This is a genomic window from Mucilaginibacter psychrotolerans, from assembly GCF_004519315.1.
GTDB lineage: Bacteria > Bacteroidota > Bacteroidia > Sphingobacteriales > Sphingobacteriaceae > Mucilaginibacter > Mucilaginibacter psychrotolerans.
Window position 1 is genome coordinate 24621 of record NZ_SOZE01000047.1, and the last position, 13427, is coordinate 38047.

At 46.6% G+C, this 13427-nt stretch carries 11 protein-coding genes; 3 read left to right on the forward strand and 8 right to left on the reverse strand.

Annotation, left to right across the window (positions count from 1 at the left end; genetic code table 11):
- Positions 1-11 precede the first annotated feature (11 nt).
- From E2R66_RS28575 to E2R66_RS26295, 8 genes are all read right to left on the reverse strand, one after another.
- Positions 12-188, reverse strand: a complete 177-nt coding sequence (locus E2R66_RS28575; RefSeq protein WP_158288508.1) for a hypothetical protein — start codon at positions 186-188, stop codon at positions 12-14.
- 1277 nt (positions 189-1465) lie between these two features.
- Positions 1466-2803, reverse strand: a complete 1338-nt coding sequence (locus tag E2R66_RS26265) for a sigma-54-dependent transcriptional regulator (protein WP_133236488.1) — start codon at positions 2801-2803, stop codon at positions 1466-1468.
- Between the two features lie 152 nt (positions 2804-2955).
- Entirely contained in the window at positions 2956-4068 is a 1113-nt protein-coding gene (locus E2R66_RS26270; protein WP_133236486.1) for an SGNH/GDSL hydrolase family protein, read from the reverse strand.
- A gap of 130 nt (positions 4069-4198) precedes the next feature.
- Positions 4199-4849, reverse strand: coding sequence for a response regulator transcription factor (locus E2R66_RS26275; protein ID WP_133236484.1), 651 nt, complete (start codon positions 4847-4849; stop codon positions 4199-4201).
- Positions 4850-4855: 6 nt separating this feature from the next.
- On the reverse strand, positions 4856-5233 hold the full coding sequence (locus E2R66_RS26280; RefSeq protein WP_133236482.1) for a sensor histidine kinase: 378 nt from the start codon (positions 5231-5233) through the stop codon (positions 4856-4858).
- A gap of 404 nt (positions 5234-5637) precedes the next feature.
- A complete protein-coding gene (locus E2R66_RS26285) occupies positions 5638-6003 on the reverse strand; it encodes a hypothetical protein (protein ID WP_133236480.1) in 366 nt (121 codons plus the stop codon).
- 422 nt (positions 6004-6425) lie between these two features.
- The gene (locus E2R66_RS26290; protein WP_133236478.1) at positions 6426-8402 is read right to left on the reverse strand and encodes an alpha-L-arabinofuranosidase C-terminal domain-containing protein; all 1977 of its coding nucleotides are present in this window, start codon (positions 8400-8402) and stop codon (positions 6426-6428) included.
- A 148-nt stretch (positions 8403-8550) separates the two neighbouring features.
- The gene (locus E2R66_RS26295) at positions 8551-9579 is read right to left on the reverse strand and encodes a helix-turn-helix transcriptional regulator (RefSeq protein WP_133236476.1); all 1029 of its coding nucleotides are present in this window, start codon (positions 9577-9579) and stop codon (positions 8551-8553) included.
- Positions 9580-9745: 166 nt separating this feature from the next.
- Between E2R66_RS26295 and E2R66_RS26300 the strand changes: the two genes are divergently transcribed.
- The 3 genes from E2R66_RS26300 (at position 9746) to E2R66_RS26310 (ending at position 12379) form a co-directional block, all read left to right on the forward strand.
- Positions 9746-11242, forward strand: coding sequence for an RtcB family protein (locus tag E2R66_RS26300; protein ID WP_133236474.1), 1497 nt, complete (start codon positions 9746-9748; stop codon positions 11240-11242).
- 305 nt (positions 11243-11547) lie between these two features.
- Positions 11548-11976, forward strand: coding sequence for a hypothetical protein (locus tag E2R66_RS26305; RefSeq protein ID WP_133236472.1), 429 nt, complete (start codon positions 11548-11550; stop codon positions 11974-11976).
- 25 nt (positions 11977-12001) lie between these two features.
- Positions 12002-12379, forward strand: coding sequence for a hypothetical protein (locus E2R66_RS26310; protein WP_133236470.1), 378 nt, complete (start codon positions 12002-12004; stop codon positions 12377-12379).
- The last annotated feature ends 1048 nt before the right edge of the window (positions 12380-13427 follow it).

The window sequence follows — 13427 nt, forward strand, 5'->3', positions numbered from 1 at the left end:
TTGATAATGGGTTAACACCAATAGTTAACAGGCAGATGCCATTGCTTAGGGGTAATGGGTAAGTAATCATGCGCATCGGATAACAAGCACCATACCAAAATGAAAAAAGTATCTATACGCGTTGAAAAGGCAATTTTTAACTGCGGATAATTATAAACCCTACCAAAATGGAAGGGTTTCTTTTTCATTTTGGGGTGGTCGTGTTTCTATTTCGGGGTGGCAATTATCGTTTTGGGGTGGCTCATTTGCCTGGTAGAGGGCGCAGAGCGTATCCCTGCAAAGAGTGAGTTAACACTGATTAAGAAGAATTTCACGAAAGTTGTGAAGGCGACCCGAACGAAGCTGAAAATTAGTGCGATTCGATTGTATGCGTGAAATTCGTGTTCATCATTGAGTTAACACGAATTAGCACCAATTGAGACGAATTACACGAATGCTGTGCAGGTAACCAATATACTTTGCCGACCAGGACGAAGCCGAAAATTAGTGCGATTCGATTGTGTTCGTCAACTTCGTGTTCATTATTGAGTTAACACGAATTAGAACTGATTGAGACGAATTTCACGAATGCTGTGCAGGTGACCAGGACGAAGCTAAAAATTCGTGTACTTCGATTGTATGCGTGAAATTCGTGTTCATTATTGAGTTAACACGAATTAGCACCAATTAAGACGAATTACACGAATGCTGTGCAGGTAACCAATATACTTTGCCGACCAGGACGAAGCCGAAAATTAGTGCGATTCGATTGTATTAGTCAACTTCGTGTTCATTATTGAGTTAAAACGAATTAGCACCAATTGAGACGAATTATACGAATGCTGTGCAGGTAACCAATATACTTTGGTGATCAGGAAGAAGCTGAAAATTAGTGCGATTCGATTGAATTCGTCAAATTCGTGTTCATTATTGAGTTAACACGAATTAGCACTAATTGAGACGAATTTCACGAATGCTGTGCAGGTAACCAATATACTTTGCCGACCAGGACGAAGCCGAAAATTAGTGCGATTCGATTGAATTCGTCAAATTCGTGTTCATTATTGAGTTAACACGAATTAGCACTAATTGAGACGAATCACACGAATGCTGTGCAGGTAACCAATATACTTTGGTGATCAGGAAGAAGCCGAAAATTAGTGCGATTCGATTGTATTCCTGAAATTCGTGTTCATTATTGAGTTAACACGAATTATAACTGATTGAGACGAATTTCACGAATGCTGTGCAGGTAACCAATATACTTTGCCGACCAGGACGAAGCCGAAAATTAGTGCGATTCGATTGTATTAGTCAAATTCGTGTTCATTATTGAGTTAACACGAATTAGCACTAATTGAGACGAATCACACGAATGCTGTGCAGGTAACGAATATAATTTGGTGACCAGGACGAAGCTGAAAATTAGTGCGATTCGATTGAATTCGTCAAATTCGTGTTCACTCAATTCGTGAAATTCAGTTCATTATTTTTCTAATTCGTACTCATCAATTTTACGGTATAACGTAGTCAACCCGATTCCCAACAACCGGGCGGTTTCGGTTTTGTTGCCTTTGGTGTAATGGAGTATTTTATTGATGTGATGTTTTTCGATAGATGAAAGCGCGAACGATGATGGGGCGTTCTCGGCATGATCGTAAAAATCGAGCGGCAATAAGTCGACGGTGAGCGTAGGGCCGTCACAGATGATTACGGCACGTTCGATAATGTTCTTCAATTCGCGGATATTGCCTTTCCAGTTGTGTTTTTCCAGTCCGCTTAAAAACTCGGGACTCATATCGTTAATCTTCTGCCCTACCTTGCGCGTGTATTCCTTTAGGTAATGCTTTGCCAACAAGCCTATATCGTCGCGGCGTTCGTTGAGTGAGGGGAGCAAAATCTGAAAAACAGAAAGGCGGTAAAATAAATCTTCCCTAAAATTGCCTTTGGCTATTTCGCCTTCCAGTTTGCGGTTGGTAGCAGCTATAATACGCACGTTTACCTTGGTGGTTTTGGTATCGCCCACTTTGATGAATTCGCCCTGCTCAATAACTCTTAATATCTTGGCCTGCAGGTTGATATCCATCTCTCCTATTTCGTCTAAAAACATGGTGCCGCCATCTGCTTCTTCAAAAAGGCCTTTCTTTTCCTTCAAGGCCCCGGTAAACGCGCCTGCTTTATGGCCAAATAACTCGCTCTCCAGCAGTTCTTTACTGAATGAGCTGCAGTTCACGGCCACAAAATTCTCTGTTTTACGTTTACTGTTATAATGAATGGCATGCGCGAACACTTCTTTACCCGTACCGGTTTCACCAAGTAATAACACCGTAGTATCGGTAACGGAAACTTTCTTGGCGAGGTCGATAGCGGCGTTGATGGCTTTGGAATGCCCTACAATACCCTCGAAGGTAAACTGCTTTACAATTTTGTTTTGCAGGTTATGCACCTGTAGCTGCAGGTGCGCTTTATCCATAGCGCGGGCGAGCATGGGGAGGATCTTGTCGTTATCGTCGCCTTTGGTAATGTAATCGAATGCGCCATTTTTGATGGACAGCACCCCATCGGCTATAGTACCGAACGCGGTCAGGTTGATCACCTCAACATATGGCTGCTTTTCTTTGATCTGTTTCACCAGTTCCACGCCGTTAACATCGGGCAGTTTCACATCGCTGATGACGACCTGAATCTCCTCCTGGGCCAAAATCTTCAGCCCCTCTTTACCGGTATAGGCCTGGAAAACCTTATAGCCCTCCAGCTCGATGATGCGGGTTAGAAGGCCATTCAGCTTTTTTTCATCGTCGATAATAAGTATGTTTTGTTGCATGGTACAATGTGTAAAACAGCGAGCGCCCCAAACTTATGCCAAGTTTTTTTTTGCTTGCCGTCACCGCAAAAATAGCGTTATTTAAGATACCGTGGACTAAATGCAGCTTACCATAATAACATGCTTTTTTCAAAATGGAAAAACGGGCTGCGCTATTTTTCGAGGAGATTTTTAAAAAACGGCGTCAACTGCTCCGCCATTATCGCATGATCTTCCACACTTGGGTGTGAACCACAACCACGTGGATCCATCGGCTCGAAGAAGAAGGTAGCTACAGGTTTTTCGCCGGGATATAATGCATCTACTTTCTTGGCGATAGCTATAAGGCAATCCTGCAGGATTACCCGCTTATCCCCTTTGATCATCGGGCTGCTTAGCATAGCTATGCGGGCCTTTGGATATTTAGATTTTACCAATTGTATAAATTTCACAAAGCTGCTTCGGAATACAGCGGTATCCAGCGGTTTTCTAGCGTTCTTTCCATCACCATTGCTAAAGTCGTTGGTGCCTAAGGCGATGCTTACCACTTTGGGGCTATAGGTGCCAAAATCCCATTTTTTGGAGGTATTTACCTGGAAATCGACTTTTTCATAAACCTGCGGCATTGATGGGCCATCTAAGTTCCAGGTGCGGTAAATGCCAATGCCGCTTACGCTACTTAGCATAAAATTGGTATTGAGCGCACGCGCCACTCTTGGGCCATACGCCATATAAGCGTTGTGCTGGTCGTGGTAGTCGCCAGTGCCGCAGGGCACTTCAGAGGCATCTGCCGCCGCGCCGCAGGTAATGCTGTTGCCAATAAACTCTATCATGGGCAATACCGGCGCCGTTAACGCTTTAATATCGCTTGCTACGATTTTCTCCACCAAAATAGCACCGGTGCTGGCTTCGGTGGTTTTGTATATCCAGATGGTATGCTTGCCCTCTCCTGCCGCGGTAATAACTGTCGGCTCACCTACGCTACCCTCTATTTTTATTCTTTTTTGATACACGCCATCCAACTCATATTGTATATAGCTGTGAGCGTTAGGATCATTAAGGCCAAGGTATAATTCGCATTTGCTGCCGCTAAAGCTAAAGCCAAAGTGTACAGCCGAACTGATCAATTCCAACTGACCGCTGCTATTGAACAAATACCTGCCCACAGGCTTTAGCTGCTTTGCTTTTAGCACGCCGGGGTCGCCTTTTAGCGTGTGCGCGTAGCCAGAAAGGTTTAAAGACACGAAAATGAACGCCAGAATATAAAAGCATTTGCGGATGGCCATACTGCGGGGATTATTGGTTTACACTGCAATAATACAAAAGTTAGGATTGTCCCGCATGCTTTGCGCATTAATAGGTATTAATCGCAAAAAAAGTATAATGATCAATTTAGCAGGTGATAATAATACTAAATCAGTAACTGGTAACGATTTGGTTTTTGATTGCGTACATCGCCAGGCCGACACGGCTTTTCAGGTTCAGCTTCTCGCATAAATTGTCGCGGTAGCCCTCTACGGTGCGCGCGCTCAGAAACATCTTATCGGCTATTTCTTTGTACGTGAGCTCGGTGCAGATATATTTTAGCAATTCAAGTTCCCGTTCAGTCAAGTTGGCGAAGGTACCCACACTGCCATTAGCGTCGGCCAGCAACCCTACCGAGCGCATTACCTTGCGGGTTACCAGTTCGTTGTAAAAGTATCCGCGGCTCATCACTTCCTCAAAGGCCATCCTTAGTTCGGCAGGCTCAGCATCTTTAAGCACATAGCCGCAGGCGCCACTTTTGATCATTTTGATGATAGCCGCTTCGGCATCCATCGTACTCAGTGCGAGCACTTTTATGGCAGGATGGTTATTGCGAAGCCAGTGTGTAGTGGCGTAGCCATCCATAACCGGCATATTGATATCCATCAACACGATATCCGGCAGGTTGGCGGGCGTTAGCTGCCTGATTAAATCCTGGCCATGCGAAGCATCGTGCGTAACTTTATAACCGGAAAAAAGTTCGATCAATACCTTTAGGCTTCTGCGGAAAAGCACATGATCGTCTACTATAGCTATGTTCATCTGTTCTTAATTGTATGGCATGGTAATGCCAATGGTTGTACCCTCATCTATCCCGCTCCTTATTTCGGCCTGGCCACCAATTACTACTGCGCGGCTCATGATATTCTGCAAGCCGAGGCCTTTTCCGGCATCCGCCAAAATGCAGGGATCGAAGCCTTTTCCGTTATCGCTGATTTGGATGGTTAGTTCATCTTCGTAAAAATGGATGGCAATCTTGATCTGCGTAGCACCAGAATGTTTGATGATATTCTGGCAACTCTCCTGCACCATCCGGAAAAGGATCAGTTTCTTTTCGCTTTGCAGTGGCTTCTCGTCGCCTTGTGTAAGCAATGTACCAGCAACAATGCCCGTGGTATCTATCCTGCGCAACTCCTGGGCAGCCATCTCTACCAGCGAAAGCGATTGGAATGGTCTTGTTGGATGGGGCGAGTGTCTGGTAATTGTCTTTGAGCTCGTTAAATCGCTCGATGGTGATGGGGTCCATTGTTTTTAAGTGTTTAATTGTGAATAAAAGGTTTATTATTTAAATGTAAATCTTTATGATTTATAATGCAAGTTGCGCTTATTATATATTTTACATAAGCGTAATAGGCCCAATTCTGCTACCGTATAAATACGGTGATGCAAATGCGTAAACCACCGCCACCGCGCAATAGTGGCCAGCCAATGTCATATCATAGAATATTCCTATAAAAAACGCGACAGCCCTATAGGAAACAGGACCGTCGCGTGCCATTTGTAAACTTTTCTATTACTACCAACCGGTTAGCCGAAGCGTCAATACGATGTTATGGTTGCGAGCAATTTGGAGGACATAGCGGAATCATATCGCTCCCCATGCCAGTATAACTACCATCTGATGCCACCGACGCTTTTACGTCTATTAAATCTTTCGAGTACTTTGTTGAGGGATTCCCTGGATTTGTGGAATCAAGCGTTGCTACAAATACAACGGTATTCTGATCCGGATAAGTAGGGTCATCCTCGTCATGGCGAGATAAATAAAAGCGTACGCCGTTTGCTTTGTTATCGCTAATTAAAGCCATTAGCTCGTAAATGCTAATCCAGCCGGATACGGTATTAAAAATCGGTGGTTTGGTTTGATAGTTACTTTTCAATCTTTCAATGTCGGTGTAATCGATTGGTTGTGCCATGGTTTTTTCCGTTTAATTGTGAATAAAAGGCTAATTATCTAAAGGTGTTTTTTTAGAAGAATGAGTTAAAATTACGTCGACAATACACTAAGGACAAGGGTGATAACACTCTGTTTATACCGTATAAACACGGTGAGTCAAATGCGTGAGTTTGATTTTACAGAACTGTTTTCACAGCATAGTAATTTTTGGTCGCTATAAATGGAAACGCCTATTGAATAACTTGTAAGGGCTGCTGATATTTCAACAACACCACCGAAGTCCAGAACTTTTGAATCGAACATACAAAACCTAAACCTTATGCAAATAGCCGGCAAGCCGATGGCAGTATAATACCCTGCCATCAGCATGCTAAACAAAAACAGGCCGTTCATACCAATGAAACGGCCTGGGTTGTTGTACTGCTGCATAAGGCAGCAAACTTATAGCATCTTCAACCTTATTATTTTAAAAGTATTTGGCTCGATGGTGGTATTCAATACCTTGCCGCTTATGGCCATGGTGCTATTAACCGGCGATATATTTTTTGGTTTATCCAGCGAGTTTACTGCATCTTTTGCATAGTTACCCAATGTGATTACCGATGCTGTTTTTTGAAAGGTAGCCCCACTGCTGATGTTAAACGTAAGGGACTTAGCTGTATCCGTAACGTTCACAAATTTGATGATTAATTCCCGCGTGTTTTTATCTACACTGGCTGTGGCGTAAGCACCATCTTTGCCGCTTACCGCCAGGCCATCCTTCAGCAGCGGCACTGCGTCGGTACCTTTATTGAGCGAAAACAGTTGCTGCACATAATAACTGGGCGTGCTATATGCCCGCAGGTTATCGTACCATATCAAATCCGGTGCCCATTGCCAACCATCTACATGGGCAAACAAAGGTGCATAGGATGCCATGATCACGATATCGGCGTTGCGCTCCAGGCCAGTCATAAACGCGGCCTCGGCAAGGGCGCTTTCCCAGTTGTTCTTTTTAAGCGCATCCGTTGTCAGCGTGCTGTGAGCGGCATATTCGCCCGCAAATATCCTTGGGCCGTTACGGTCGTAATTATCGTATCGGGCGGCATTCGCTAAAAACCATTTGGGTGCTTTATAGTAATGCTCGTCCAAAATATCGGCGTTATTGCTGCGGAAAAATTTATCCAGGCGGTTAAATTCCTCGCCTTCGGCATAGGGACCAACACTGGATATGATTTTTATGTAGGGGTATTTATCTTTGATGGCTTTGGTGAATATTTTCCAGCGCTGGATGTATTGCTCGCCCCATTGCTCGTTGCCCACGCCCATCATTTTGAGGTTGAAAGGTTTGGGATGACCCAACCGGGCACGTAAAGCACCCCATTGGGTTTCGGGACCACCGTTGGCAAACTCAATCAGGTCTAATGCATCCTGCACGTAAGGGTCGAGTTCATTCAGCGGAACCAGTTGCCCGGTATTAAACTGGCAGGCCATACCGCAGTTGAGGATAGGCAGCGGCGATGCACCGATATCTTCGGCAGTCATAAAATACTCCATAAAACCCAACCCGAATGTTTGGTAATAATCGGGCGTAAGGCGTTCCGAAAACTCTGTGTTCCAGCGGTTGATGATGTTTTCGCGTTGATCTATATCGCCAATGCTTTTCTTCCATTGGTAGCGGTTCTGCAAATCGCGCCCCTCTACAATGCACCCACCCGGGAAACGCAGGAAACCAGGTTTCATATCCGCCAGTTTCTGCACCAGATCGGCACGTAAGCCACCCGGGCGGTTTTTCCAGGTATGCTGCGGAAACAAAGACACCATATCCATATCCACCGACCCTTTGCCTTGCAGCCACACATACAGCGAGGCTTTGCTATCGGTAGCGGTGGCCGTAAATTTCACGCTGTATTTTTGCCAGTCGGCCGATGTAGGCCTTACCTGCCCTTTGCCTATGATGGCACCTTTGGCATCGTGCAGTTCAACCAGTAGTTTCACAGCGTTGCCGGCGGGTTTGCGGGTGGTAACCGTAAAGGTGTACACCTCCCCCTTTTTAATACCCATACCCCGGAAACCCTCGTTTGATAAACCAAAGAAACCCGTATTGCTGGTTACGTTTACTTTAATCGTGTGTGCGTTCTCGGGACGTTCGGCGCGGCGGTCTATTACCTCCACGCTGCCGCGGCCACCATTTTTTTCATGCTGAGCCCATCCGGCCAGGTGACTATCAAACTCGAACGAACGGTTTTTTACCAGTTCGGCGTACACCCCGCCATCGGCAGCAAGGTTTATATCCTCAAAAAAAATGCCGTACATATTTGGCTGGATATGCGCTTTCAGGTTATCGGCATCAATGGTGTATGCTGTTGGTGTTTGCGCGTTGGCCCTACCTAAGGCCGCGATGGCGAAGGTGGTAAAAATGAGTTTCCTGATAGTCATGTAATGCCGAAAGTTTATAATCCGAAGGTAGATTAAATTTAATAAATGTAAAATAAACACTTAAAATATTTAAGACGGAATTGTATCAAGTTAAAACACTGAAATAGCTGACACGAGATGGAGTGACAGACTTGGTATCAACCTCCCATCACCCCTCCTTCCCCGCTGTTTGATAATAATTAACAGCCTGGTGCAGTTGTTCTCTTATCCGCTTGATCAATGGCTGCGGCCCAAGCACGCGCAGCCTGGCGCCGAAACCCAGCAGCTCGCGCTCCAATTCAAAATTCAATACAACCCGTATGCTGAATATCTTGCCCACGCCATCATCGCTCAGCACCTTTTGGGTATGGTGCAGGGGCTTGGTAATTACATAGGGCGCATCCTTATTATCCATCCAAAACACCACTTCGCAATCCCGCTGCCCCGGCGATTTGGTAACACCAATGGCATCGTTATAATAAGTGGCAAAATCGATGGTGGTGTTTTCGCGGTAGGGTTCCTGGTGTTCGGTGATGTGCTGCAACCTGTCCAGCGCCAGGTTAAGCAAAATGCCCCTCCCCTGGTGCGATACCCCCAGCACGAACCAGCGGTTGCGGTATTCTTTAAGCAAATAGGCGCTGAAACAAAAGCTGCTGGCCTGCCGTGCCTTAAACGACTGGTAGGTAACGCAGATGGTTTTTTTGGCCACAATAGCCTTGCGGATCACCTCTATCCACTCCAACCCCTTCAGGTTATCGTTCTTCTCAAAATCAATCACCGGGGCGCTGTGCGTTTTCTGAGCGTAGATTTTATCTTCCAGTTTACTCACCATCTCGTTCAGGTCGGTAAAGTGGTTAAAGCCTTTAAACTGCTTCAACAGGCCCGACACCTCGCTCAGCACCTGCATATCCTGCTGGTTAATGGGGCTGTTGGCAATGCTGTAGTCCTTATCGCTATAAGTGTAATATTTCCGGTCGATTACGACGATTGGGGCTTCGTAGCCCAACTTGTTGCTGCGCATCATCTCCATATCGGCCTGTACGGTGCGGCGGCTTACGCCGGTTTCAATACCCTGGTATTCGTAGATGGCTTCGCTACAGGCGGCAATAAGGTCGTCCAGCGTCCATTTGCGGCGGCGGTTCTGCAGGCATTGGTCGATGGTGCGGTAGCGGATGAGGGCGTTGCGGTTTACGGGCATATGTCTGAATCAGAATTTACAGGATTTTAGAATTTTCAGAATTTCAAGCAGACTGGAATAGCATTCTGATAATTCCCTCATTCTGTAAATTCTGATTCAGACAAATTTATTCATTTTATTTCCTACTGCGCAAATACATTGCGCAGTAGCTTTATTACTTTGTATCATGAAACGAGAAATAACCGCCAATGAGTTCCCCCTTCAGGGGCTTAGGGGGCAAAAAGTATCCAACAACGAATTAAAAGCACTCGGCATCAACGATGTTGATGTTCTGGTAAACTTTAGTCGCGTGGCCAATGGCCTGCTGAAGCACGGCGTGATGGACAAAGCGCAGATACTGGCGAATTTGGAGGCCCTGATAGACGACCCGATGCCCTATGCCCTTAAAAAAGGCGGCAAGTTCAAAAATCTGGCCGAAGACGTGATCGCCCTGCGTAAAGAGGGCAAGTTTGTAAAGCAGCAGCGCAGCGCGTTCGAACTGAAGAAGGAGCTTGCCGATTTCCCGGTATGGGGACTGGAAAATATTGAGGTAGGCGCGCTGGCGCAGATGAGGACCGCTATTCAATTGCCCATAGCGGTTGCCGGCGCGCTGATGCCCGATGCGCACCAGGGTTACGGTCTGCCCATTGGCGGGGTGCTGGCCACCACGGCCAATACCATTATCCCCTTTGCCGTGGGCGTGGATATTGCCTGCCGGATGTGCCTGAGCATTTTCCACCTGCCGGCGGCGATGGTGGATACCGAAACCGACCTGCTGAAGGGCCTGTTGCTGGAGAATACAAACTTTGGCATGGGCGGTACCACCAAAGCTTACCACGACAGCTCGCTGTTTGATAGCAAAACCTGGAGCGAAACCAAGGTGATACGCAACCTGAAGGATAAGGCCTACGCGCAGCTGGGTACCAGCGGCACCGGTAACCATTTTGTGGAATGGGGCGAACTTACCCTTGCCGAAGGCGCTTTGGATGGCATCCCTGCGGGCGAATACCTGGCACTGCTCTCCCACTCCGGCTCGCGCGGGTTTGGCGGCAGCGTGGCCGACTACTACAGCAAAATTGCCATGACCAAAACCAAACTGCCGCCCGAAGCCAAACACCTGGCCTGGCTTGACCTGGATAAAGACGAAGGGCAGGAATACTGGATTGCCATGAACCTGGCCGGCGAATACGCCAGCGCCAACCACCACGAGATACACAACAAAATTGCGCGTGCCCTTAATATTACGCCGCTTACCCGGATAGAGAACCACCACAATTTTGCCTGGCGCGAGCAGCTGGCCGACGGTACCGAAGTGATGGTGCACCGTAAAGGTGCCACTCCGGCCGGCAAGGGCGTGCTGGGTATTATCCCCGGCAGCATGAGCACCCCCGGCTTTTTGGTGCGCGGTAAAGGCGATGCGGCCAGCATCAACTCGGCTGCCCATGGTGCTGGCCGGGCCATGAGCCGTAGCGCCGCGTTCAGGACGCTGGATGCAGCCGCCATTGCCGCCAACCTGGTTGATAAACGCATCACCCTGATGGGCAGCGATATGGACGAGGCCCCGATGGCCTACAAAGATATCCACACCGTAATGGCCGCGCAGGAAGGCTTGGTAGAAGTGCTGGCGAAATTTGAGCCGAGGATAGTAAGGATGGCCAACCCGAAGGAGAAGCCGGAGGATTAGGTTCAGTTGGCAGTTGGCGGTGGGCAGTGGGCAGTAAGGGCGACGTAGGTGTTCCACTTTGAATGTGGAACACCTGTTTTTAAAACTGTATTGATAGTCAATGTTTTACAAAAACAGCGGAACACTTTGGAACACCTCCATTGTTGAGATAATTGATATAAGTATTTAATTAATAACCACTTATATCAATTTGTAAAATAATTAAAAATCGGGAGTGGAACAGTTAATCCTGGTATGGATTTACACTTGGGGTTGGGAAAGCAGGAATGAGGAAACAGTTCGACTAAAATCAAACAAAGAACAAGATGTGTTACGCAGTATATATAGCTACAGCAACACCACAGCCTACAACAGAATTTGTAGAGGGCGTATCTAAACTTTGCTTGTCCGTGCCGGAAGCCGGTGAACTGGAAAGACTGGCGGGTAAGTTCACCCTGCCGCATGTCTATCATGTTGGCGCAGATGGCGGCTGCTCCTGCGGGTTCAGCTTTCAATCGCAGTTTTACGACGACTCAAAATGGCCGAATAGCAAAGCTTCGCCGCCAGCTCTTTTGGACTTATTGAATGAATTGACAACCCACGCTACCGTAGAATACTATTGCTGCTGGAGCGGGAACGAAGCCGACCCCATACAAAACTACCGGATTTTAAATAGCCGGGAGATGAGCCTGAAAGAAAACTATTTTGATTTGGAGGAGGATGAGTTTATATGGTTTAAGCCGGAAAAAGCTTAGTGATTAATATTAAGAAAATTGGTTAATGACAGATAAACGGGTAAACGTACAAGCTTCTTTCAATGCATTCTTCCGCAGCCAGCTCGAGTATCGTTTAACCTATGCTTTCGGTAACCTGGACGATAACATACTGAAATATTTTTGGTGCGATGGTATTTATGAGCCATTGATCAATGTTGATTTTACCAGCAGAAACATTACCAGTATCAAAAAAATCACCACCTGGGCGTGGATAGGAACCAAGGGGGAACATCAATATATTATGATCATAAAACTGGGCCGCCGTTCACGCAGAAGGGCTTTAAAGGGATCGGATCTAAGCGATTGCATGCCCGAAGCAGATAAGTTTGATTGGGTTGATATTGACGTGGTGAATCAAGTGATAACTCTTCAATTAGAGTAAAAAGTCACGAGGAGGCCCCGCGCTTCCCTGCGCTGCATCCTCGCTCCAGAGGAGGGGAAGCCGCCAATACCGCAAACTTTAAAGCTTAAAAAGCTTCTCGTATTTAAGCGAAAATAAACATTACCGCCCTCCCTAACTTTATGAAATCTAAGCCCCCGACACGATTTTTACCGAAAAAAACCTTCGAAAATCTTCGAAAAACAGCGGTTTTTAACCGCCTATATGCCAAATTCCTTTCAAAATCATCAAAAAAAACGCACTGATTTTGGCAAAATCAACTGCTATAGGCCCAAAACCAGCAGGTTCGATGCGGCGTTGACGCTGCTTTTTGGTACTTTAAGCTCACCATGCCCCCCAGCAACACCACGTCATCCCGAACTTGTTTCGGGAACCCACACGGCAGGTAAACGGTATGCAAAGCCGTTAAGCACAGCGGCCACTTTTGTGATGGGGTGTTGAAATTACTTCATGACGGTTTTATTGAATTCGGGTTTTAACGCACCAATTGTGATTGCGAGCGATAACGTGGCAATTTCATGTGCAAAGTAGCCGAAATGCATGCGACCGCCTTGCTTTCTTCACCATACATGCAGCACGCGTGCTTCAGGCCTTGTTTGCATAATAGGCCATTACCCTTTGCGTAAAAGCCAGCAACCTGGTATGCAGACGTTCCCTCCTCTGGCGCGAATATCCGGGCCGGAATTAGCGGTGGGCTACTCGTGCCCGGCGTGCAAAGTGGGCGGTATGGTATATTAACCGAACCTGATAAAGAAAGTCACGCTTATGCAACGCTCCTTCCCTACGCGGCATACCCGCGCCAAACGGGGCGGACTTTACGCTGCTATCGGGTTTATGCTTTAAGTTGGAAACTGAATATATTGTAGGTCGAAGTGACCTTCGACCAGTGAGGGGATTTAATAAATATTTTAGAATAAGGCGTTTAAGCAACCCATGATTTTTGCAGAAATATTGGTCCGGCCGCAATCATCGTCTTGACAAGGTTATGAAACATATTGTCAGGATACTTAAGCCTGTTGAACCGGTAACA